Origin of the sequence: Pseudarthrobacter sp. IC2-21 (genome assembly GCF_034048115.1) — a bacterium.
GTDB lineage: Bacteria > Actinomycetota > Actinomycetes > Actinomycetales > Micrococcaceae > Arthrobacter > Arthrobacter naphthalenicus.
In genome coordinates, this window is record NZ_CP139145.1 from 1,112,020 (window position 1) to 1,134,063 (window position 22,044).

Below are 22,044 nucleotides of genomic sequence, written 5' to 3' on the forward strand. Positions count from 1 at the left end.
ATAACCAGCACAAGGAGGCCGGCAATGGTGCCGAATCAGCGCGTGCCTGGTCCAGGGCCGGACCGTGGCGGGCAGGACCGTGAACTGGCGGTTGCCTCCCGGCGCCTTCTCGCGTCGTGGCAGCGGAGCGAGGAATACGGCGTATCAGCGGAGGAAGTGGACCCCGTCTGGGCCGGGACTGTCGCTTCCGACTCGCTGTTCTACCAGTGCGGGCAGGAGGTGCTGACCGGCCTGTACCAGACCCTGGCCAACGAGCCGCTGAGCCTGATGCTCACGGACGCCGACGGACTGGTGCTCAACCGGTTCAGCGGCGACACCACCTTGCTGCGGGCGCTGGACAAGGTGCACCTGGCGCCGGGTTTCGCATTCTCCGAGCGGGAAGCCGGAACCACCGGCCTGGGCCTGGCCCTGGCCGACCGCACGCCAAGCCTGGTCCGCGCCGAGGAACACTACAGCGCAAGCCTGCGCACCTACACCTGTGCCGCAGTCCCCGTGCTCGATCCCCTCACCGGACGGCTGGAGGGCAGCGTCAACATCACCACCTGGTCCAGGTCCTCCCCGGAACTGCTGCTGGCCCTGGCCCAGTCCGCCGCGAGCACCATGTCCGCTTTGATGCTGGCCAAGTCCGGGGGCCGGCAGCCGAAACCAGGGCCGAGGGGCGGGGTGTTCCGGGTGCAGCGGGGCCGGCTGGAGCCCGGTTCCGGCACACTGCGCGGCATGTCCCGGCCCTGGACCGAAGCCCTGGACGCCGCGGCGGCGGCGCTGGTTTCCGGCAAAGTAGTGGCCGCCGTCGGGGAACCCGGGACCGGACGGGCCACCCTGCTGGGGCAGGCCATCCGCCAGGCGCACCCCGGCAGCCGCATCCTCTGCGCTGCGGTTCCGGCACCCCAGGACGTTGAAGCCTGGCTGTCGCTGTGGACGCCGGAGCTGTCCAAGCCCCACACCGCGGTGATCGTGGAAAACACCGACTTCCTGCCAGCCTGGGCCGCGCAGGAGCTCAGTGCCCGGGCAGTCAGTTCGCGTGACCCGGGAGTCGGGGGCCATCCCGCCGCCGTCACCTGGGCCGTCACGGCGGAGGACCTCACCGCCATCCCGGCACAACTGGCTGCGCTGGTGGAAACCGTGGTGCCGGTGCCCGCGCTGCGCGACCGGAACGCCGACGTGATGCCCCTTGCCCGGTACGCCGCCCGCCAGGCCCGGCTGCGGGAGGTGGATTTCACTCCTGCCGCAGAACAGGCGCTCACCACGTACGGCTGGCCCGGCAATGTGGATGAACTTTTCAGCATGGTCCAGGACGCGGCCCTGCGCACGGAAACCATCGATGTGCGGCACCTGCCGGCCGCACTGCTTGGACGCTCAGGTCCCAGGCTGACGCGGATCGAGGCCGTTGAGCGGGACGAGATTGCCAGGTGCCTGTCCCGGCCGGGCACAACCGTTGCCGCCGCCGCCGCGGAACTGGGGATCAGCCGGGCCACGATCTATCGGCGCATGGCCCGGCTGGGAATCACCGCACCAAAGTAGCCCTGCGCGCTGCCCAACCGCCGCCCCCTTCAAACGCTCTCTCAGTTAATGCGCGTTTTCCTCGGACGCTCTCTCAGTTAATGCGCATTTTCCCGGACGCTCTCTCACCTGACGGCTGTGGCCCCACCGCCCATCGGGGCCCACCGCTGCTTGGGGCCCACCGTATAATCTGAGCATGCCGATCACGCGCCTCCACCGAGGCCTCCATGCCCAGCAGCCCATCCTTAACCAGCGCGGGATCGATCAGTGAGCGGCGGTCTGGTCGCACTGCTGGACGACATCGCAGCCCTGGCCCGCATCGCGGCCGCCTCGGTTGACGACGTCGCCGCCGGAGCCGCGAAGGCCGGGGCCAAGGCGGCCGGCGTGGTGATCGACGACGCCGCCGTCACCCCGCAGTATGTGTCAGGCGCGGACCCGTCCCGGGAACTGCCGATGATCAAACGGATCTTCTGGGGCTCGCTCCGGAACAAGCTGTTGTTCATCCTGCCGGCGCTGCTGCTGGTCAGCGCCTTCCTCCCGTGGGCCATCCCGTTCATCCTCATGGCCGGCGGCACCTACCTTTGCTACGAGGGCGCGGAGAAGGTCTGGCACAAACTCCGGGGAGACCATTCGGACGAAAAGGCGCCCGCGGTCCAGCGGGGCCCGGACGCCGAAGCCAAGGTGGTCAAGGGCGCCATCACCACCGACTTCATCCTGTCCTGCGAGATCATGGTCATCTCCATGAACGAGGTGGCCACCGAGTCCATCTGGGTCCGGGCGTTCATCCTGGTCATCGTGGCTGTGGCAATCACCGTGCTCGTGTATGGCGCCGTCGCGCTCATCGTCAAGATGGACGACGTCGGCCTGCACCTGACCACCAAGGATTCCGCGCGCACGCAGCGGTTCGGCGAGCTCCTGGTCAAGGGGATGCCCGCCGTGCTGACCGCCATCACCCTGATCGGGACGGTCGCCATGCTCTGGGTGGGCGGCCACATCATGCTGCAGGGGGCGTACGACCTCGGCTGGCACGCACCCTACGACCTGGTCCATGTCCTCGAGGCACCGGCCGCCGCGGTCCCGGTGGCCGGCAGCTTCCTGGGCTGGCTCGTGAACACCCTGTGCTCCGCGGTCCTGGGCATCATCTGGGGCCTCGCAGTCATGGCCATCGTGGTCCCGCTGCTCAAAGTGCTTCCCTTCGGCAAGAAGGGCGGTCACGAGCACGAAGAAGGCGACGTCCGCGCGGAACTCGCAGGGTACCGGCCGGCGAAACACAACGAGGATTCGGGCCGCTAGGCATTCCTTCCGGCCGACGGCCGGGGTGGACCGGCGCCTGCGGATTTCCAAAGAAATTAGGCGGTGCAATTACCGTGTGCCGGGAGTATTTTGGGCTGCATGCACGCCTCACCCAACGAACCCGACGCTCTCACGACGGAGAAGCTCCCGAATCCGTCCGGCCTGTCCGTAGCTGCCAACGACGGCAGCGGCGGACGTTACGCCCGGCTCCTTGGCCGGATCGAAGAGCTGCCCCTGGGCGGCCTCGTCAAAACAATCGAGCCTGTTGCGGGACGCCTGACAGCACGGCCCGGAATGCGTAGCTTCTTCCGGGGCGACGCCACCGGCACCCCTGTGCACAGCATCCTGACCGATGCACCCTTTGGCACCTGGTGGTCGGCCATATTCCTCGATTTCTACAACGACGACAGCTCGCGGCTCGCGGCAAAGCGGCTGGTGGCTGCGGGCGTCATCACAGCAGTTCCCACTGCCGTCGCCGGCTGGGCCCAGTGGAGCATGAAGGACCAGGGCACCAAGCGCGTCGGCCTTGTCCACGCCGCCGCCAATGGCGCGGCCGTTCTTGTCTACGCTGCCTCCTGGGCGGCCCGTGAAAGCGGCCGCCACGAGCTGGGGGTCGGCCTGGCACGGGCGGGAGCCCTGTTGCTGCTGGTCAGCGGCTTCCTGGGCGGCCACCTGCGCAGCGGAGAGCCGCGCCGTGTGGTCAAGCGGCCCCGGAGTGACACCTAGTTCCGAAGGCCACACCCTCGAAGCGCAGCGGGAAACCCGGCGCAAGCACCCTATTTCCCGGCCCCGGCCCCGGCCGCGGCCCCGGCCCCGGCCGCGGCCGCGACCCCAACCTGCGGCAGCTTCCCGTTCAGGTAGGCAACCGTGCTGCGCTTGAAGATCCCGGTGAACAGCGAGAGGTCCACACCGGTCACGCCGGGATGCGCAGCGATTCCCTTCGTCACCGCGTGCAGCTCGGCGAGGCTCCGGGTCGCGGTCTGGACCAGGATGCGGCCCGAAACGTTGGCGGCCCAGCGCGTCGCCGGCAGGTCAGCAATGTACCGTCCGGCGGGGTCCAGTGCGGACGCCTCGGCCCGGACGGTCAGGAGGCTTTCGACTGGATATCCGATCGACGCCGGGTCGAGGACCGCGCGCACGAACACGGCGCCGTCCTCGATCAGGGTTTCCAGCCGCCGGCTGGCGGTCGCCTTGGACACGCCCAAACCGGCGGCCAGCTCCTCGATGGTGATCCGGCCGTTGGCACGCAGCAGCTCGGCGAGGGCGCGGTTCGGCTCGTCCAGCGGCGGCATCCCGAGTTCCTCATACCCGGTGGCGAACTGCGGGTGTTCGGACGGGCTGAGCGCCTCATACTGCTCCACGGTAAGGACGTCCGGCCGCCAGCCCGAAACGGTGCGGTAATACTCGACGATCGGCTCGAGCGAGAAGTCCCGCACGCCCTCAAGCGCGGCCAGCTCACGGTACAGGAACCCGTCCACTGCGTCCCGGGCCAGGAAAAGCTCAACCATGCATCCGCTCGCCCCGGCCAGCGAGCTGATCCAGTGCGTGTCCGGCCGCTCGGCGAGCCACGTCCCCGCCGCTGCGACGGCGGACGGAGCGGCGTCGACGCGCAGCATGTAAAGGTCCACCGGCGCCAGCGCCCCGGGGCTTGGGAACGACTGAACGCGCACCGCCCCGGACGCGAGTAGCCTGTTGCCCCGGCGCGCCACCGTCCGCTCCTGCTGCCCCAGCACCTCGGCGATGAGCCGCCAGGGCGCGCGGCCGTTGCGTACAAGGGCTGCCACAATCTGGCGGTCGAGGTCATCGAGCATGCGCTTCATCCTTCCATGCCCGGGCCATCGCTCCTGGCAGGCACCGTTTAAAGGCGAACGCACGACGGCGGGTGGGAACCCGCCGTCGTGCGCTTGGCTAGTTGCCCAGGTACTCCAGCAGCACCGCCAGCGCCGCTCCGGTGCCGTTGACCACGGCGAGCTCGGCGTTGGGCGCGAACTGGGGGGAGTGGTTGCCGGCCGGGGCCTGGCCGTCCGCGAACGCCGCGGCCGGGAACGCGCCGAAGGCCCAGAACACGACGGGAACGCCGATCGCGTCGCCCAGCCAGCCGGCGTCCTCCGAGCCCATGCCCAGCGGCGACTCGACCACGGCGTCCGGCCCGAACCCGGCCGTCAGCGCCGCCGCGGCCCGCGCGGTGTGCTCGGCGTCGTTGAAGAGGCGCGGGAAACGGTTGATCTCCACGATCGCCGGCTCACCAATGCCGGAGGCGGCGGCCTCGGCGGCGACAATGCGGCGGATGGAGCCCAGTACGTGGGCACGGACGTCCTCGTCGGGGGTGCGCACATTGACGGAGAATTCGGCGGTCTCCGGGATGATGTTTTCCTTCAGGCCAGCGTGGAACGTCCCCACGGTCACGACGGCCGGCGTGATGGGGGCGAGCTCGCGGGAGACGATGGTCTGCAGGCGCAGGACCATCGAGGCCGCGGCGACGATCGGGTCGAGGGACTTCTCCGGCTGGGACCCGTGGGCCTGGCGGCCGCGGACGGTGATCCGCCACGAATCGGCGAGGCTGGCCATGTTCCCGGCACGCAGCCAGAACTTTCCCGCCTCCACGGGCATCACATGCTGGGCGAGGACCACCTCGGGGCGCGGCGCGCGGTCCCAGAGGCCGTCGTCGACCATTGCCTTGGCACCCCACGCGGTCTCCTCGCCGGGCTGGAAGAGGAACACCACGGTGCCGTGCCACTTCTCGCGGTTGGCGGTGAGGTACGCGGCGGCCGCGAGGGCTGCGGTGATGTGGGTGTCATGCCCGCAGCCGTGCATGGCGGGCGCTTCCTTGCCGTCGGGCAGGGTGCCCGTGGCGGTACTCGCGTAGTCCAGACCGGTGGCCTCCTCGATGGGCAGGCCGTCCGTGTCCGCGCGGAAGCCGACCACGGGCCCCTCGCCGTTGGTCAGGAGGCCGACGACGCCGGTCCCGCCGGAGCGGAAATGCTCAACTCCCAGCTCGGTCAGCCGGGCCTCGATCGCCTCAGCGGTCCGGTGTTCCTCCGAGGACAGCTCGGGTGCCCGGTGGTACTCCTTGTACATAGCGACGTGCTCGGCGACGAAGCCCGCGGGGACCTCAATGCCCTTGGCAAGGGTGGCGGTGGTGGCGGTGTCAGTCATGGTGGCCTTTCGGGTCAGTCAGGTTCGGTGCTGCTCTGCGGGCTGCGGTTCTGCCTCCGGGCTTAGTGTCCGATGGAGGACGGCGCCTCGGATGATGCGGGCTCCACGCTGCGGTTCCGTGCGAACCAGGCCACGAGGATCACGGCGACCACGGAAACCGCGGTTGCATAGTTGGTCAGCGCCGGCGCGATCCGGATCACGCCGAAGACCACGATGGCCGAGACCACGGCGGCGATGATGGTGGTCCGGGGGTTCTTCATGGCCACCACGGCCTGGACCGTCACGGCGCCGAAGACGGCGGCGAGGATGTAGAGGCGGGCCACGGCGATGAGCCCCGGCGGCAGGATACCCAGGAGCCAGGTGCCGAGGAAGCCCACGAAGACGATGAGCGAGAGGATGTGGACGGCTGCCGCGCCGATGATCGCGGCGCCGGCGATGAGCTCGGCCCGGCGCGTGCCCGGCTTTTCGCCGAGGTCGGTCTGGGCGATGATCGCGGACGGGAGCAGCTTGTTGGCGATGTTGCCGATCATGAACGCCTGGTACATGGCGGAGCGGCCGAGGATGGGGTAGTAGGAGATCGGCTCCACGACGGCGATGATGCCGAACGTTGCGAAGACGATGCCGAACGCGGTCCACACCTCCTGGCCGGTGATGCCGAGGCCGGTGCCGAACGCGGCGAAGAGCGCGGCGGCGAGGGAGACGAGGAAGCCGAGCCCCAGGGTGATGGGGCCCCAGATGGAGGTGGTGCGCTCGAACTGGGCGAGCCCGTCGAGGGATGCGGTCTTAGAGGACATGAGGTTCTCCTGGGCTACTTGGCGGTGACAATGAAGGCGGCGGCGAGGGCCACGAAGATGGCGATGCCCAGGCCCCACTCGCGCAGCCAGGGCTTGTCGAAGAATTTCGCGGCGGCGATGCACAGGCCCATGACCACGGCCGAGACTAGCAGCGTGAGGATATGGACCCCGGACTTGGTGGTCTCGGCGAACGCGAGGGTGAAGAACGCGGCGAGGATCGCTGCCGTGGGGACCACGGTCATGACGGCGGGGTTGACCTTGCGCAGCGTCTTGTCGCCCTTGGCCAGGATGGGGGTGAGGATGAGCGCGGTGAGCATCCACACCAGGCCGCCGAGGGTCATGGCCGCGAAGCCGATGGCGAAGACCTTCTGGGTGTAGGTGGGGCCGCCGAGCTGGGCGCCCTGGGACTGGGCCGCCAGACCGGCCGCGGCGACGTCGAACGCCGCGGAGCCCACCAGGCCGATCCGGGTCAGGACGGCCGGGGTGCTGAAGAGCGGCAGGAGCGAGACGGCCACGAGGGCGACGGCGAGCGACGGGCCGATCGCGGCGATGCCGCCGCGGCGGACCGAGCCGATGACCTGCTCGTCCGTCAGGTTGACCGAGCCGGCGGCCTTGCGGATGGCCCGCAGGTAAATCACGGACTGGAGCACGATGACCGCGAACACGGCGGCGGCGCAGATCCAGAGAACAGGGTGGAAAGACACGGGGCTGATGTCAGTCGAACCCGGGTCGACGGCGAAGCGGTGCATCCGCACTCCTAGGGGGTTTCAGGATTGGCTCAGGTGTGATGTCGATCTATTACCTCTGTGACCCACATCATTGCTGATTTCTTCTATGGAACGCCACATGATGTCCATAAGTCAAGGGTTTGGCCGCAGTTGTGTCGATATCGACGAGTATGCACTCGGTTCGCTCACCCGGCGCCCAGGGCGACTCCCGGCCGCCACCCCTTCCACCCACCCCTCCCACCCACCCCCACCGACGCTCTCTCACTTAATGTGGGTTTTCCGCGGACGCTCGCTCACATACTGTGGGTTTTCCGCGGACGCTCGCTCACTGACTGCCGACTGGGCGCCCTTAGGTCCGCGGGGGACTTGGCCCAGGTCGGCGCGCCGCGCGCCGCGTTACCGGCCCTGGCCCGCATTGCGCCGCCGGCCAGCCCAACCCCTTTTGTGAGCGGCTTCACAATCAATCAAAGATCCTATAGGATTCTGGATTGTGCAGCCGGGGGGTTGCCGTATAAATCACGAGGGAGTGAGCAGTGCAGACTGAGCCTGTTATTACTAAGCCCAAAGAGTCGGCCACCAGGCGTACGATCAAGAATTTGCGGTGGTGGATCCTTGGATGGGCACTGGCCGCAGGGATCATCAATTACATGGACCGAAGCGCCATTTCGATTGCGGCGCCGGAACTGATCAAGGAGTTCGGCCTCAGCCGGACGGACATCGGATTGCTTGGCACCATCTTCTCGTGGACCTACGCCTTTGCACAGCTGCCGGCCGGCTGGCTCGTGGACAAGCTTGGTGCCCGCCGGATGTATTTTCTGGCCATTGCCGGCTGGAGCATCGCAACGGCCCTGATGGCCATGGGCAGCCGGATGTGGCAGTTCATCACGTTCCGCTTCCTTCTCGGCGTTGCGGAGGCCCCCAACGGCCCGGCATCCGCCAAACTCACCGCTGACTGGTTCCCCCGCTCGGAGCGCGGACAGGCAACCGCGATCTGGGACAGCGGTTCCAAGTGGGGCCCGGCCATCGCGCCGCCCATCCTGACCGCCATCATGCTGGCCTTCGGCTGGCAGGCCATCTTCCTCTTCCTCGGTGTCGCCGGCCTGGTCCTGGCTCTTGCCTTCTTCATCTACTACCGCGCCCCGGAAGAGCACAAGCGCGTCAGCGCCGAGGAACTGGAGTACATCGAAAGCCAGCGCAGCACACAGCAGCTGTCTGCCAAGAAGGTTTCCTGGCTCGGGCTGTTCAAGCACCGGCAGATCTGGGGCATGATGGCCGGATTCTTCTGCGTCATTTGGATCTGGAACATCTTCATTGTCTTCCTCCCGCTCTACCTGCAGGAAGAGCGCGGCGCCAGCATCGCAAACTCCGGCTGGCTCGCGGCTGTCCCTTACCTGGGCGCGGCCATCCTGGGCATCACCGGCGGCTGGGTGATGACCCGCTACTCGAAGAAATCCGGCCGTGATCCGCTGCAGGCCAAGCGCCACGTGATGTCCATTGCGGCGGTCGTCGCCGGTATCCTGATCTGCCTCATTCCGTTCGTTGATTCGCTCCCGCTCGCCATCGCCGTGATGACCCTGGCGCTGGGCTTCGTTGCCACCATGCAGGCAGCCGCGTGGGCCATGCCTGGAGACATCGTGGACAACTCCCAGGTGGCATCCGTGGGTGCCATCCAGAACTTCGGCGGCTACTTCGGCGGCGCCTTCGCACCACTCCTGACCGGTATCATCGCCGACGCAACCGGCTCCTACGCGCCGTCGTTCGTGATCGGCGGCGTTATCGCGGCAATGGCCGCCGTGGCGTACACGTTCTTGGTGCGGGAACCCATTAGGGAAAAGACCGCAATACCCTCCGATGGGAACGGAGTCAACGCATGAGCACCGCAACGAATGAATTGACGACGCCGGGAACCTCCGTGCGTGCTCCGTTCACCGTAGCGGTCACGGCAGACGCCGCAAAACCTGATGGCAGTTCCATCCACGGAGACCTCGGCCTCCGGCGGCTCACCGAGCAGGGCGTTCAGTGGCACGTCCTGCCCAGCTACACGGACCCGATTCCGCCGGCCGATCTCACCGGCGTCCACGCCGTGCTGTCGCTGGGCCACATCGCGTTCGACGCCAGAACACTGGACCACGCGCCGGACCTTCGGCTGATTGCGCGGTTCGGTGCCGGGTTCGAAACGATCGATCTCGAATCCTGCACCCGGGCCGGCGTGGTGGTCACCAACACGCCGGACGCCATCCGGCGGCCGCTTGCGGTAGCCGGCCTCACGCTCTTGTTGGCGCTCGCGCACAAGCTGCTGGCCAAAGACCGCCTCACCCGGACCTCGGACTGGGCTGCCCGCGAACGCTACCGCGGGGCTCCGATCGTCGGCCAGACGGTGGGCATTGTGGGCTTCGGCAGCGTCGGCGCGGAGCTTGCCAGGCTCCTGGCTCCGTTGGGCATGAAGGTGGTGGGCAACAACCGCAGTGGCCGCCATCCGGAGGCCGCCGGCCTGGGCGTGGAACTGCTTGGACTGGACGAGCTGCTTGAGCGTTCCGACTACGTGGTGCTGTGTGCGGCACTGACCCCGGAGACGGAAAACCTCATCGGTGCCGACGCCCTGGCCCGGATGAAGCCCAGCGCCCACCTCATCAATATCGGCCGGGGAAAACTGGTGGATACCGACGCCCTGCGCCGCGCCCTGCAAACGGGACTCATCGCCGGTGCCGGGCTGGACGTCTTCGAACCGGAGCCGCTGCTTCCCGACGACGCGCTGCTGACCCTGGACAACGTGGTGCTCTCGCCGCACTCACTGTGCTGGACCAAGGACTTTACCCGGGACGTTTCCGCGGCTGCTCTCGGCTCGATCCTTGCCACGGCAGCGGGGAAGCGGCCGCTGAATGTCCTCAACCCCGAGGTATTTGACTCGGCCGCCTTCGCCGCCAAACAGGGGAGGAACCATGACAGCTGATCAAGCCGACAGCCGTATAGTCGCAGCCCACCAGGCCTACGAGGATGCCCGGGATGTTGAGCCGCGTGTCAGGGCCCGGTGGCTGGAGGAGGTCGCCGCGGCCCTGGAATCCCATGCCGACGAGCTGGTGTCACTGGGGCATGAGGAGACACACCTGGATGAGGCCCGTCTTCGTTTTGAGCTGCGAAGGTCCGTTTTCCAGCTTCGGTTGTTCATCGCGGAAATCGTCCGGGGGGAACACCTGGATGCGACCATCGACCACGCGGATCCGGCCTGGGGGATGGGCCCAAGGCCGGACATCCGGCGCGTTAACGTGCCGTTGGGTGTGGTGGGTGTCTTTGGCGCCTCCAACTTTCCTTTCGCCTTCAGCGTGATGGGCGGAGACAGCGCGTCTGCCCTCGCCGCGGGTTGCGCAGTGGTGCACAAAATCCACGGCGGGCACCTCCGACTGGGCATCCGCACAGCTGATATGGTCTCGGCGGCCCTGGCAAAGGCCGGCGCTCCACAGGGCCTCTTCTGCACGGTTGTTGGCAGGGAAGCAGCCGAACGTCTCGTGGACCATCCCCTGGTCAGGGCGATCGGCTTCACCGGCTCAACAGCCGGCGGCCGGGCACTCTTCGACCGTGCTTCCAAGCGGCGGGTGCCCATCCCGTTCTACGGCGAGCTGGGCAGCATCAATCCTGTTTTCGTCACCCAAAAGGCCTGGGACACCAGGCGTGAGGAGATCCTCACCGGTTACGCCGCGTCCTTCACGATGGGTATGGGTCAGTTCTGCACCAAGCCGGGGCTGCTCTTCGCTCCGGTGCAGGATCCCGGAGAGGTCAGCGACCTGCTGCACCGGGAGTTGGCTTCGAAACAACCGAGCCTGCTCCTGAGCCCCGCCTTGCGGGAAGGCTTCGGCAAGGCGCTGAACTCGGTCCAGTCGGCGTCCGGCGTTGAAGTCCTGGTGGCCGGGGATGAGGCGGAGGCGCCCAGGCCAACGGTGCTGTTTATCGCTGCCCAGAAGGTGCGTGAACAGCCGGAAGTCCTCGAGCAGGAGATGTTTGGTCCGGCAACACTGGTGGTCGGTTACAACCCGGGCGAGGACTTGGCGGACCTGGCCCGGCTGCTGGAGGGGCAGTTGACAGCCACCGTCCAGGCCGAGCCTGAGGAAGATGTGTCCGCATTGCTGACCGAGTTGCGGGAGCGGGCCGGCCGCCTTCTCTGGAACGCCTGGCCGACGGGCGTCACCGTGACCTACGCCCAGCACCATGGCGGGCCGTACCCCGCCACCACCGCGGCCACCACGTCCGTGGGGACCGCTTCCATCGGCCGCTTTATGCGCCCCGTGGCCTACGACAGCTTCCCGGCGTCGCAATTGCCCGTTCCGTTGCGCGACCCCAATGCCTGGCGCATCCGGCGGCGGGTGGATGGGGTCTGGAAAGAACCGGCCGTGCAACGAGAGGACAGCAAGTGACAGCAACCGATCCCCGTCAGATTCTCCCCGGGCAGGTTCTTCCCACAGAGGGGGCAGCCGCAGTGCTGGTGGGCCGCGTGTGGGACCCCGCCTCGAGGGGGCCGAGGGTGGTGGCCGTCCGGGGCGACGAGGTATTCGACCTCACCCCGATGGTCCGCACCGTGGCCGGGCTCCTCGAACTGGAAGACCCGGCGGGCTACGTGCTGCGCTCCCATGGTGCTACCAGCTGGAACCTTTCCGATCTGATCGATGCCTCGCTGGCGGGGGACCGGGAGCGGCCCCATCTGCTGTCCCCGATTGACCTGCAGGTGGTCAAGGCATGCGGAGTGACGTTCGTGGAGAGCATGGTGGAACGGGTCATCGAAGAGCGCTGCGGTGGCGATTCCACCCGTGCGGCCGAGGCCCGCAGGACGGTGGGCGAGGCGCTCGGGGGAACTCTGGACACGCTGCGCCCCGGCTCGGAACAGGCGCGGGAAGTCAAGAAGGTGTTGTCAGCCCGGGGGTTGTGGTCGCAGTACCTTGAGGTGGGCCTTGGCCCGGACCCGGAGGTGTTCACCAAAGCTCCCGTCCTGTCCTCCGTGGGCTTCGGCGCCGGGGTGGGCGTTCCCGGGTTTTCGTCGTGGAACAACCCCGAACCGGAACTGGTACTTGTTGTTGACTCATCCGGACAGGCCAGGGGCGCCACCCTGGGGAATGACGTCAACCTCCGTGACGTGGAAGGGCGCAGTGCCCTCCTCCTGGGCATGGCCAAAGACAACAATGCATCCTGCGCCATCGGCCCGCTGATCCGGCTCTTCCATAACGACTTCACCCTGGAGTCCCTCCGGGCGGAGGAAATCAGCCTCACGGTAGAAGGAACCGACGGATACCGGCTGGAGGGCCGCAACAGCCTGGCCCGGATCAGCCGTCCGTTCGAGGAGCTCATTAACGCTGCCTGGGGCCGCCACCACCAGTACCCGGACGGCTTCGCCCTCTTTACTGGAACACTCTTCGCGCCCACGCAGGACCGGGATGCCGCCGGGCTCGGCTTTACGCACAAGCCCGGCGACGTGGTCACCATCAGCAGCCCGCAGCTTGGAGTGCTCGTCAACCGGACCCGGAAGACCGAGGACATGGAGCCGTGGACCTTCGGGATCAGTGCCCTGTTCGCATACCTTTCAGGGCTGGAGGCGAGGGCAGGAACCGTGCATCTGAATCCTGTGGCCCCAGCTCCGGCCAAGGGGTGAGGCGGGCTGGAAGCGTCGGGGTTCTTCGGCTACCTTGCCACCAGCCCCGGCACCCCGTCCCGGATCTCAAACGAAGCCTTCGTCGAAACGGGAGCGCCCGGCGTCGTGACGTGGTCCAGGGTCCGGAAGTCCGCGGTCATCGCGTCCCTGGTGATGCGCGTGTTCACGTACCCGCGGTTGTCGTTGTAGAACTTCAGGTGCGGGTTCCAGGCCATGACGGGGTCGGTGGTTGAACCTGACCCGTTGCCGGTGGAGGTGATGGAGGTGCAGACCAGCTCGGAACCCGCCACGGGGGAGGCAGGGTCCTTGTAGTCCACCTTGACGTCGTTGGCCCAGTTGCGGTGCACATCGCCGGTGAGGACGACGGCGTTGCGCACCTTCGCGTCCACCCAGCCCTGGGTGATGCGGCGGCGCGAGGCGGCGTAACCGTCCCAGCCGTCCATGGAGACGTCGTCGATCTCCGGTGCGGCGTTCCGGTCGCGCTCGGTGAAGAAGACCTGCTGGCCCAGGATGTCCCACCGCTGGGTGGAGTTCCTGAAGCCGTCCAGCAGCCACTTTTCCTGCTCGGCGCCGGTGATGGTGCGGTCCTCGGCCAGACGCCCGGCCACGTTCTTCTTCCAGCCGTCACCGGCGAGCTGGTCGTCGCGGTACTGCCGGGTGTCCATCATGTGGAAGTTGGCCAGCTGGCCCCACTGCAAAGTCCGGTAAATCTTCATGTCGGCACCCGCCGGGACCGATGACGCGCGCAGGGGCATGTTCTCGTAGTACGCCTGGAACGCGGCGGCGCGGCGCTGCCGGAAGTGTTCGGCGGTGTCGTTCAGCTGCCCGGCGTCCGCGTTTTCCGGGACCTCGTCCGCCCAGTTGTTGTCCACTTCGTGGTCGTCCCACACCACCAGCCACGGCGCGACGGCGTGCGCGGCCTGCAGATCGGCGTCGGCCTTGTACTGCGCGTGCCGCTGCCGGTAGCCCGCGAGGCTGACGGTCTCCGGGCCTTCGTGGTCCCGCGGGTTCCCGCCGCCGATCACATAGCTGTCCTTTTTGTACTCGTACAGGTAGTCGCCCAGGTGCAGCACCAGGTCCGGGTGGTCCTGCGCCAGCCGCGAATAGGCAGTGAAGTAGCCGTGCTCGTACTGCGCGCAGCTGGCGAACGCCATGGCCAGCGCGGCCGGCGTCTCGTGCAGCGCCGGGCTGGTGAGGGTGCGGCCCACCGGGCTGACGTGCTTGCCGGTGCGGAACCGGTAGAAGTACTCGCGGCCCGGGCGGAGTCCCTTCAGCTCCACGTGCACCGAGTGCGCGGTTTCGATCCGGGCCTGCTCGACGCCGCGGGCTACTACCGTGCGCATGCTTGCGTCTTCAGCCACTTCCCAGGCGACGGCGACGTTGCGTGCGGGCATGCCGCCCAGGCCGTCCCCGGCCACCGGGTCAATCGCGAGGCGCGTCCAGATCACAAAGCCGTCCGGCCACGGCTCGCCGGAGGCGATGCCCAGCATAAAAGGATCGGTGCGGAGACCGGCGTCGTCCGCGGTTGAAACGGCGACGGCGGCACTCGGCCACGCGGCGACGAGACCGGCCCCGAGGCCGGCGGTGAGCAGGGATCTGCGTGAAATGTTGTCCATGGTTCGACCGTAGGGAGGCCGGTTGGACAGGTTCCAAGAATGACGTGAATGTGCGGTTAACTGCGTGACAAGAGCTGTCGATTCCGTTCGAAGCAGTGGACCCCCGGTACGTCCTCCGCGGAAAGGGTATCTTTGGCGAAGGGGGGCCGTGCCGGTCAAGTCCTACACCGGTGTCCGGGTTTGTCCGCGGCCAGGCCGAGCAGCACGCCACCGATGTCAGAGCCCGACGGTAATGTCGCCGTCATCATGACTGAGGAGAGTGACTGGTGAGCAACGCCGGTGAATGGACTGCCACGCTCAAGGCATTCCACGAGAAGCAGCTGGACCGTCCCCGCCGTGTGTACCGGCTCGGCAAGACAAAGGTGCTCTTTTCGCGTGGCCATGCCGCCTGCACCGTGGGTGCAGCTGTTGTGGCGTCATGGCTGGACTTTCCAACCTGGACGTTCTGGATTGCCATCGCCATCGGGTATTTCGGCGGCAAGTACCTCTTCCCGGTCCCTCGCAGCAGCGTGGCGAGCCGCTACGGCTTCAGGCCGGTGGCCCGGAAAAGTCCCGGCGAACTGGACTACATGACGCCGGAGGAGATCCGGGCTTACCAGTACAACGTCCAGTTCATCCAGAAGGGCGTCACCCCCTTGGAGTTGGGGACCGAAGAGGCCCTTGGCCGGCAGTCTGAGGGAGCCCGGGCAGTGTCCCGGGCCGCAGGCACGGACGCCGGGATGTTGGCGCACTTGTCCCTCGCCGATGTCCACGAATACGGGCGGACCGCCGACCGCCACGATCTGCTGAAGCGGCGGTGGCTCACCTATGAGGTGGACCCGCAGTTGCAGTTCGATTTTCCCGCCATGTCCGATGTCTCCTTGCCGGCCACCGCGGCCATGATCCGGGCCATGCACAATGCCGATTACGAGAGGGCCATAGGCAATGGGGCCGCTTACAGGCTGGCTGTGGACAGGTTTTCGCAGACCCTGGCTGAGGCGGAACGGGCAGCCGGCGTTCCGTAGAAGTGGCGTGTGCCCGCAGGGTGAAAGAACCGGACACCGGGCCCCGGCCGGCTTACCCGCCCAGGGTATCGAAGGCCTCGTACCTGGCCTTGCCGCCATGCTTCGCGCGGTACATCGCCGAATCCGCCTGCCGCAGCAGTTCCCTGACGTCCGCGGTCTCCGGTGTCCGCTGTGCGGCACCGATGCTCAGCGAGACGCGCAGCGGCCGGCCGCCGATCACAAACGGCTCGCTCAGTGCCTCGTAGATGCGTTCGGCGACGGGCCCCGTTGTGGGAGTGCCGTCGTCGTTATCCATCACGACGACGGCGAACTCGTCACCTCCCAGCCGGGCCACCAGGTCCCCGCTGCGGACGCTGGAACGGATCCGCTCGGCCAGCTGGACCAGCAGCGCATCGCCGCCCTCGTGGCCCAGCGAATCGTTGACGTCTTTGAAGTCATCGATGTCGATGAAAAGCAGGCCCTCATTCCGCGTCCGGGCCTGCTTGTCCTGGCTGAATGACGCCGCCAGCCGCTCGGTGAGGGCCGCCCGGTTGGCGAGCCCGGTGAGGTCATCGTGCGTGGCACGGTAGGTCAGTATTTCGTGGCTGTCCTGGAGCGCGGCGGCCATCCCGTTGAACGCCACCGCCACTTCGCCGAGCTCGTCCCGGCGGGCCACGGACAGGCGGTGGCTGTAGTCTCCCGCCTCCAGGTTCCGGACCCCGCGGTGCAGGCTGTTGAGCGGACGGATGAGGTCCTTGACCATCCGACGGCGGAGGTAGAGTGTGCCGCCCACCGCCACCAACAGGAGCACCCACCTGGCCACGAACAGCAGGTCCTCGAAGAAGCTCGTGTCCACCAGCCCCCGGTCCAGTCCGTCCACCGACGACGCCTGGATGGCGGCCAGCTGCCGGCGAACGTTCGTACTCGCTTCCATCAGGGCGGTCGCATCGGCCACGTGGTTTCCCGTCAGCCCCGGTGCCTGCGCGCCCCGGAGACCGCTTTGCTCGAGGCTTGCTTGCCAGTCCTGGTGTGCCTTCTCCAGCGCGGCGGTCCGGCTTGTGTTCCCGACGCCGACGGCGGCGGCTGCTTTGAACAGCGCCTCTACGTCTTCCTGCGCACCGGCGAAGGCGGTTCCGTCCACGGGCTTTGCCTCGATCAGACAGTGTCCCAGTTGCTCGTGAACTTCAAGGGCGGCTGTCAGTTGGTCGACGCTGCCGTACTCCGCCTTCAGGCGCCCGGCGGCACCCTGCATCTCGTTGACCACCAGCCGGACACCGGCAATGGTGACCACGGCGCCGATCAGCAAGGCCACCAGCATGTACGTGAACGCCCGGGACCATTCGCGCTGCAGGCTGTACGAGCGCGTGGTGGGGGCGTTATTCATGGGCGTCCTCAGGCCGGGGAAGGTAATGACCAAGTTACACGGCGCACACCAGGCACAGGGGTTTGTTTCTTTGGCATCTGCGCCACACGGCTGCGGGGTGGCCAGCAGAACAGCCGACCACCCCGCAGCCGTCATTCACCTGGAAGACGGGACAGTTTCCAGGTCTTCGACGTCGTTGTCAGAGCCGTTGTCCGAAACATCGACGATGCCTGCTTCATCCTTCGCGCCGCCAGATTCGCGCTGGGAATAGAGCCAGATGGGGATGTAGAGGGACAGGACGAGGAATCCGAGCCAGGTGGAGGCCCAACCGATTTCCTGGCTGTTCAGGTAGACCACACCCACCAGGCACAGCGGCAGATTGAACAACCCGAAGATCAGCGCGACGTTCTTCCAGCCCTTGGGGGCCTTGAACGGCCTTTCAAGAGTGGCGAAAGCCGGGTGCTTCTTGGCCCTGACATAGGCGAACAGGCTGATGCCGTTGGCACAGGTGTAGCCGATTGCGGCGGCCGCCAGGATCGCGGCGAGGGAACCCATGGAAATCAGGACCATATTGAAGGCGGCCGTCACAAGCAAGGCAACGAATGGAGTTCCGTGCCGGTTCGTCTTGCCGAACACCCGGGGCAGGTTGCCTTCCGTCGTCATCGAGTGCAGGGCACGGGACGAACCAAGGTAAGCGGTCTGGATGATCAGGATCATGGCGGCGATCAGCATGATGATCGTAATGACTGAGCCGGCTTCACCGAACACGGCCTGTGCCACCGGAATCAGGGGTGAGAGAGGCTCGGCCATCACACCGTCAACACCCAGCACGCCGATCACGGCAGTTTGAACAAGTACATAAGAAAGGAAACAGATGGCGCCGCAGGCAAACAGCGCCTTCGGGACGTCCTTGGACGGGTTTTTGTATTCGGGCGCGTAAATTGCTGCGGTTTCCCAGCCACAGGCACTCCACTGGGCAATCGCGAAGATGCCAAAGAGGATCAGAACGTGGTGCATGTCCCAGGCCCAGTCAGCCGGCCACCAGTTGCCCGTGATGTTGGCCATGTCAACGTGCCCGGTAGCGAAAGGCGCCGCGGTCAGGATTACCAGCGGAATCAGCGAGACCGCCGCCAGGATGTACCCCAGGATGGCGCCGTCCTTCAGTCCGAACCAGTTCACGATGAAGAGTCCGCTGAAGATCACCAGACCTGACATCAAGGAGAGCTGATATTCGGTGAAGGTTTCTGCCAACACCGGAAACAGTCCGTGAAGGTAGCCGCCCACCAGGATGGAAAAGATGGCCAGGACCGGATTCCAGGCAAACCAGTAGCTCCACGCGGAGAAGCCGCCGATCAGCTTGCCCTTGTCGTACTTGCCTTTGTAGTTCTCGGTGCGAAACACATGCTGGGCGAAACCGGGCAGGCCGGAGGCCTTGGGAAAGGTGGTGGCCAGTTCCGCATAGGCGGCGTTCTGGATAAACCCCTGGATGACCGACAGCCCCCATACGAGGATGGCGGCGGCAGCCATGTACATGGGCAGATAGCCGAGAGACGGCAGAATCAACAACGGCACACCCAGCGCAATGGCCAACCCCTGTTTCCAGTTGATGGACCTTTCCAGGTGGCCAATGCCATCCGAAATGTTTTTACTCATAACAGTCTCCTTAGACGACAAAGTCGCCTGATCTGTGAGGATGAATTAAGAGGTCTTGAATATTGCGGTGCCCGTGCCAATAGTGCTGGATAGGGCGCAATATGACAGCTCAAAAGGGCAAGACATGATTAGTCAGGATTATTCAAGACGGACGCCAATCAATGGCAGCTCTCCGCCATTTAGAGGGAGGCACCATACGGCATCTTGAGAGTACGGAGGCACGCCAAAGATTGATATATCTGTTAGCTGTTATCCGCTCGACAAGGCCCTGCGGCTGCGGTCTGCAGTATCAGGTCCTACGGCCGGTAAAAGTTTGAAGGTGGTACATAAAGGCTGGTGCTTTGGCCGCAAAGCGCGGGCGATCCGCGAAAATGTAGGAATGCTTAGTGGGCAAACAAGTGCAGCGGACCAACCGAGGGCATGAGGGCCGGCGCCCGTCAGGGAGAAGCCGTTGCCTGGCCTGGAGCGACCGCGGAGGAAACTGAAGCCTAGAGTTCGTAGTACCGGAATGAGTGCGACACTGCACCCTCCGGGTTGGGGCCGTAAATCGTCACCATGCGTGCATAGACAGGTGCCCAGTAGCGGCCCAGCTGTCCGGGGTTGACGCGAGCTGAATCCCCGGGTTTAAGGACGACAGTTTTGCCTTCACTTTCGATGAAAAGTTCGCCTTCCACAACGAAATTTGTCTCGGAGTGCGGGTGAAAGTCCTCCCATCCGCAGGCTTCCAGTTCCCATTCCGAGAGCCGGAAGTCATCCCATGGTCCGTCGGGATTAGCGTTGATGAATCTGCAGCGCAGTCGCGGCCATTCGTCCTTCATGACCGTCATGGACTGCATTGACCAGAAGTCGATCTGTTCGCCCGTCGTCACTGACGGGAGCTGGGTGGTGGCTGTGGCCATAATCTTTCACCGTTCTTCAAAGGGAAGCCTGCTGAGGGAACTTCGGTGAATCCAAAAGCTGGTGAATCAACGTGATGTGAGTCACGGATTTGAATACTTTGACATTGACAAGCGTCCCAGTCAAGGGTCCATGAGAAGAATATTGACGTTGCCAAGTCTCTGATCTGAGTGTTAGTTCTCAAAAAAATAATCCCGCAAATCTTCTCCTGAACGATTGACTTGTACGAGTGTTCATGTGAAAGTCGGTAAACGATCATAAGTGATTCACTTCACACTGGTTCGGCTCAAAGAGGAGCCAGGCCGGTCCGTTGAGAATCGAAAATGTCGGATTTGCAGCCTTTCCTCCCGGAGCCATATCCCGGTTTCAGAGGTGACCTTCAACGCAGCCCCCTTATGCGCCAAAAGCGCAATCCTCTATGGCCATTTACGCCCCCCAAAAAGAGTTCTGAGGAACTCTTCACCCACTTCACAGGAGACACCATGGAAACCACTCTCGTAGGAACCCTGAGCAAGGCCGGATCCATCCACAAGGTTGAAAACGGCTTCACCGGACTTCCCTCGATGAATGAGCCGGGAACGGACGCCGCGATCGGCGACTCCCTGCACAACCCCGAAGGATCCGTCATGTGCGCCGGCTTCTTCGAACTGAAGGCGTCCGAGCCCCTGGTGTACACGTACACCTATGACGAGATGAAGGTTGTCATCAAGGGCGAATTCATCCTCACGGACCAGAGCACCGGCGAAGTCACGCACGCGAAAGAACGCGACGTGCTGTTCTTCCCCAAGGGCACCACCGTGAAGTTTGAGACCCCCGAATACGCCCTCGGGTTCTTCGTAGGGGACCGCACTTTCGAGCCCTAAGATCCTCCGGCGCGGTCGCGGGACGGCAGTTGCCGCCCGCGACAAGCGAAGAGCGTTATGGACAGGCAGTAAAGCTCCCAATGCCGCACAGCAGCGGCCCAATGACTATCAGAAGAGGAAGCAAACATGGCACTTCGAGTTGGAATCATCGGTGCTGGCCCCAGCGGCATGGCACAACTGCGGGCCTTCGAATCAGCACGCCAAAAAGGGGCGGAAATACCTGAAATCATCTGCTTTGAAAAGCAGGACGAATGGGGCGGCCAGTGGAACAACAGCTGGCGAATTGGGCTGGATGCCCATGGCGAACCGGTTCACTCCAGCATGTACCGCCATCTTTGGTCCAACGGCCCCAAGGAATGCCTGGAGTTCTCGGACTACTCGTTTGACGAGCACTTCGGCCGGCCGATCTCCTCCTTCCCGCCTCGAGAAGTCCTCTTCGACTACATCAAGGGCCGCGTGGAGAAGTCCGATGTCCGCAAGTACGTCCGCTTCAACAGCGTGGCCCGGCACACCAGCTACAACGAGGGCACGCAGGAATTCACCCTGACAGTGGAGGACCTCAAAACCAACATCACGGAAACCTACGTGTTCGACAAGCTGGTTATTGCCACCGGACACTTCTCCGTCCCGTCAGTCCCGGAGTTCAAAGGCATCAAATCGTTTCCCGGTGAAGTTCTGCACGCCCACGATTTCCGCGGGGCCGAGCGCTTCTATGGCAAGAATCTGCTGATGATCGGCAGCAGCTACTCCGCAGAAGATATTGGCATGCAGTCCCACAAGATGGGGGCGGCCTCCATCACGCTCAGCTACCGCACCACCCCGATGGCCTATGAGTGGCCGGAGAACACGGTGGAGCGCCCGCTCGTGACCCATTTCACCGGCCCCACCGCACACTTCAGCGATGGCACCCAGGACGACTTTGACGCCGTCGTACTTTGCACTGGCTACCAGCACAAGTATCCGTACCTGCCCAGCGAGTTGTCCCTGAAATCGCCGAACGTCCTTTACCCGGGCAACCTCTACAAGGGAGTGGTGTGGCAGCAGAACACCAACCTCTTCTACCTGGGTGCACAGGACCAGTACTACACCTTCAACATGTTTGACGCTCAGGCCTGGTTTGCCCGCGACGTGATGACCGGCGTGATTGAACTGCCGCCCTTGGCCGAGCGTGAGGCGGACATCCAGTCCTGGCTTGAACGCCAGGCCGCGCTGTCCGATCACGATGCCGAGGCGGACTTCCAGACCGACTACCTGCGGGAGCTCATCGACGCCACGGACTACCCGCCCTTCGACCTGGACGCCGTCTGCCAGCTGTTCAAGGACTGGATGCACCACAAGGAAACTGACATCCTGGGCTACCGCGACATGCTCCACCGTTCCGTGGTCACGGGCACCATGGCCACCAAGCACCACACCCGCTGGCTCAACGCCATGGATGACTCCATGAACCGGTACCTGAACGGTCCATCACAGGATGTGGACACCGGCTCGCCTGCGGCGGTGGACGAGATCCTGGCCACGACGTAGCTCAGGGATTTTGGCGATCGGGACCGTATCCCGGCTGTT

18 protein-coding genes are annotated in these 22,044 nt (G+C 65.3%); 10 read left to right on the forward strand and 8 right to left on the reverse strand.

The window, feature by feature from the left end; translation table 11 throughout:
- Positions 1 to 24: 24 nt before the first annotated feature.
- The 3 genes from SBP01_RS05135 to SBP01_RS05145 all read left to right on the forward strand — a co-directional run bounded on the left by SBP01_RS05135 (position 25) and on the right by SBP01_RS05145 (position 3,519).
- Positions 25 to 1,521 (forward strand): helix-turn-helix domain-containing protein, encoded by a 1,497-nt coding sequence (locus SBP01_RS05135; protein WP_320537731.1) that lies wholly within the window; start codon positions 25 to 27, stop codon positions 1,519 to 1,521.
- A gap of 246 nt (positions 1,522 to 1,767) precedes the next feature.
- Positions 1,768 to 2,793: a DUF808 domain-containing protein gene (locus SBP01_RS05140; RefSeq protein ID WP_320537733.1), complete on the forward strand. Its 1,026-nt coding sequence runs from the start codon at positions 1,768 to 1,770 to the stop codon at positions 2,791 to 2,793.
- 99 nt (positions 2,794 to 2,892) lie between these two features.
- On the forward strand, positions 2,893 to 3,519 hold the full coding sequence (locus SBP01_RS05145; protein WP_320537734.1) for a DUF2231 domain-containing protein: 627 nt from the start codon (positions 2,893 to 2,895) through the stop codon (positions 3,517 to 3,519).
- Between the two features lie 50 nt (positions 3,520 to 3,569).
- On the opposite strand, the gene SBP01_RS05150 is transcribed toward SBP01_RS05145, so the two are convergent.
- The 4 genes from SBP01_RS05150 to SBP01_RS05165 form a co-directional block, all read right to left on the reverse strand.
- Complete coding sequence (locus SBP01_RS05150) at positions 3,570 to 4,604, reverse strand: Lrp/AsnC family transcriptional regulator (RefSeq protein WP_320537735.1); 1,035 nt, start codon at positions 4,602 to 4,604, stop codon at positions 3,570 to 3,572.
- Between the two features lie 97 nt (positions 4,605 to 4,701).
- Complete coding sequence (locus tag SBP01_RS05155) at positions 4,702 to 5,949, reverse strand: amidohydrolase (RefSeq protein WP_414004263.1); 1,248 nt, start codon at positions 5,947 to 5,949, stop codon at positions 4,702 to 4,704.
- A gap of 62 nt (positions 5,950 to 6,011) precedes the next feature.
- Positions 6,012 to 6,743: a hypothetical protein gene (locus tag SBP01_RS05160; protein WP_320537736.1), complete on the reverse strand. Its 732-nt coding sequence runs from the start codon at positions 6,741 to 6,743 to the stop codon at positions 6,012 to 6,014.
- A 14-nt stretch (positions 6,744 to 6,757) separates the two neighbouring features.
- Positions 6,758 to 7,492: a DUF5058 family protein gene (locus tag SBP01_RS05165; protein ID WP_275212800.1), complete on the reverse strand. Its 735-nt coding sequence runs from the start codon at positions 7,490 to 7,492 to the stop codon at positions 6,758 to 6,760.
- Between the two features lie 626 nt (positions 7,493 to 8,118).
- Between SBP01_RS05165 and SBP01_RS05170 the strand changes: the two genes are divergently transcribed.
- From SBP01_RS05170 to SBP01_RS05185, 4 genes are read left to right on the forward strand one after another with little or no spacing between them, the layout of a single operon-like run.
- On the forward strand, positions 8,119 to 9,345 hold the full coding sequence (locus tag SBP01_RS05170; RefSeq protein ID WP_320537737.1) for an MFS transporter: 1,227 nt from the start codon (positions 8,119 to 8,121) through the stop codon (positions 9,343 to 9,345).
- Positions 9,342 to 10,421 carry a 2-hydroxyacid dehydrogenase gene (locus SBP01_RS05175; protein ID WP_320537738.1) on the forward strand — a complete coding sequence of 360 codons (1,080 nt, stop codon included), beginning with the start codon at positions 9,342 to 9,344 and terminating at the stop codon, positions 10,419 to 10,421. Before SBP01_RS05170 ends, SBP01_RS05175 begins: the two co-directional genes overlap by 4 nt.
- Positions 10,411 to 11,877, forward strand: coding sequence for an aldehyde dehydrogenase (NADP(+)) (locus SBP01_RS05180; protein ID WP_320537739.1), 1,467 nt, complete (start codon positions 10,411 to 10,413; stop codon positions 11,875 to 11,877). The genes SBP01_RS05175 and SBP01_RS05180 overlap by 11 nt, the downstream gene beginning before the upstream one ends.
- Positions 11,874 to 13,103 (forward strand): fumarylacetoacetate hydrolase family protein, encoded by a 1,230-nt coding sequence (locus SBP01_RS05185; RefSeq protein WP_320537740.1) that lies wholly within the window; start codon positions 11,874 to 11,876, stop codon positions 13,101 to 13,103. The genes SBP01_RS05180 and SBP01_RS05185 overlap by 4 nt, the downstream gene beginning before the upstream one ends.
- A gap of 29 nt (positions 13,104 to 13,132) precedes the next feature.
- Here the strand turns inward: SBP01_RS05185 and SBP01_RS05190 are convergent, their stop codons facing one another.
- On the reverse strand, positions 13,133 to 14,719 hold the full coding sequence (locus SBP01_RS05190) for an alkaline phosphatase D family protein (RefSeq protein ID WP_320537741.1): 1,587 nt from the start codon (positions 14,717 to 14,719) through the stop codon (positions 13,133 to 13,135).
- Positions 14,720 to 14,985: 266 nt separating this feature from the next.
- Between SBP01_RS05190 and SBP01_RS05195 the strand changes: the two genes are divergently transcribed.
- Positions 14,986 to 15,723: a hypothetical protein gene (locus SBP01_RS05195; RefSeq protein WP_320537742.1), complete on the forward strand. Its 738-nt coding sequence runs from the start codon at positions 14,986 to 14,988 to the stop codon at positions 15,721 to 15,723.
- A 52-nt stretch (positions 15,724 to 15,775) separates the two neighbouring features.
- On the opposite strand, the gene SBP01_RS05200 is transcribed toward SBP01_RS05195, so the two are convergent.
- The 3 genes from SBP01_RS05200 to SBP01_RS05210 form a co-directional block, all read right to left on the reverse strand.
- Positions 15,776 to 17,086, reverse strand: coding sequence for a diguanylate cyclase domain-containing protein (locus SBP01_RS05200; protein ID WP_320537743.1), 1,311 nt, complete (start codon positions 17,084 to 17,086; stop codon positions 15,776 to 15,778).
- A 135-nt stretch (positions 17,087 to 17,221) separates the two neighbouring features.
- Entirely contained in the window at positions 17,222 to 18,718 is a 1,497-nt protein-coding gene (locus SBP01_RS05205; protein ID WP_320537744.1) for an APC family permease, read from the reverse strand.
- A 488-nt stretch (positions 18,719 to 19,206) separates the two neighbouring features.
- Positions 19,207 to 19,617: a cupin domain-containing protein gene (locus SBP01_RS05210; protein ID WP_320537745.1), complete on the reverse strand. Its 411-nt coding sequence runs from the start codon at positions 19,615 to 19,617 to the stop codon at positions 19,207 to 19,209.
- Positions 19,618 to 20,097: 480 nt separating this feature from the next.
- Here SBP01_RS05210 and SBP01_RS05215 point away from each other — a divergent pair, with 480 nt between their 5' ends.
- Together SBP01_RS05215 and SBP01_RS05220 are read left to right on the forward strand one after the other, a co-directional pair.
- Positions 20,098 to 20,478, forward strand: coding sequence for a cupin domain-containing protein (locus SBP01_RS05215; protein WP_320537746.1), 381 nt, complete (start codon positions 20,098 to 20,100; stop codon positions 20,476 to 20,478).
- Between the two features lie 126 nt (positions 20,479 to 20,604).
- A complete protein-coding gene (locus SBP01_RS05220; RefSeq protein WP_320537747.1) occupies positions 20,605 to 22,005 on the forward strand; it encodes an NAD(P)/FAD-dependent oxidoreductase in 1,401 nt (466 codons plus the stop codon).
- Positions 22,006 to 22,044: the final 39 nt, after the last annotated feature.

What these genes read in the sequence shown, in the direction of transcription:
- SBP01_RS05135 (WP_320537731.1), top strand. Translation starts at nt 25, where the DNA reads ATGGTGCCGAATCAGCGCGTGCCTGGTCCAGGGCCGGACCGTGGCGGG.
- SBP01_RS05145 (WP_320537734.1), top strand. Translation starts at nt 2,893, where the DNA reads ATGCACGCCTCACCCAACGAACCCGACGCTCTCACGACGGAGAAGCTC.
- SBP01_RS05150 (WP_320537735.1), bottom strand. Translation starts at nt 4,604, where the DNA reads ATGCTCGATGACCTCGACCGCCAGATTGTGGCAGCCCTTGTACGCAAC.
- SBP01_RS05155 (WP_414004263.1), bottom strand. Translation starts at nt 5,949, where the DNA reads ATGACTGACACCGCCACCACCGCCACCCTTGCCAAGGGCATTGAGGTC.
- SBP01_RS05160 (WP_320537736.1), bottom strand. Translation starts at nt 6,743, where the DNA reads ATGTCCTCTAAGACCGCATCCCTCGACGGGCTCGCCCAGTTCGAGCGC.
- SBP01_RS05165 (WP_275212800.1), bottom strand. Translation starts at nt 7,492, where the DNA reads ATGCACCGCTTCGCCGTCGACCCGGGTTCGACTGACATCAGCCCCGTG.
- SBP01_RS05170 (WP_320537737.1), top strand. Translation starts at nt 8,119, where the DNA reads ATGGACCGAAGCGCCATTTCGATTGCGGCGCCGGAACTGATCAAGGAG.
- SBP01_RS05175 (WP_320537738.1), top strand. Translation starts at nt 9,342, where the DNA reads ATGAGCACCGCAACGAATGAATTGACGACGCCGGGAACCTCCGTGCGT.
- SBP01_RS05180 (WP_320537739.1), top strand. Translation starts at nt 10,411, where the DNA reads ATGACAGCTGATCAAGCCGACAGCCGTATAGTCGCAGCCCACCAGGCC.
- SBP01_RS05190 (WP_320537741.1), bottom strand. Translation starts at nt 14,719, where the DNA reads ATGGACAACATTTCACGCAGATCCCTGCTCACCGCCGGCCTCGGGGCC.
- SBP01_RS05200 (WP_320537743.1), bottom strand. Translation starts at nt 17,086, where the DNA reads ATGAATAACGCCCCCACCACGCGCTCGTACAGCCTGCAGCGCGAATGG.
- SBP01_RS05205 (WP_320537744.1), bottom strand. Translation starts at nt 18,718, where the DNA reads ATGAGTAAAAACATTTCGGATGGCATTGGCCACCTGGAAAGGTCCATC.
- SBP01_RS05210 (WP_320537745.1), bottom strand. Translation starts at nt 19,617, where the DNA reads ATGGCCACAGCCACCACCCAGCTCCCGTCAGTGACGACGGGCGAACAG.
- SBP01_RS05215 (WP_320537746.1), top strand. Translation starts at nt 20,098, where the DNA reads ATGGAAACCACTCTCGTAGGAACCCTGAGCAAGGCCGGATCCATCCAC.
- SBP01_RS05220 (WP_320537747.1), top strand. Translation starts at nt 20,605, where the DNA reads ATGGCACTTCGAGTTGGAATCATCGGTGCTGGCCCCAGCGGCATGGCA.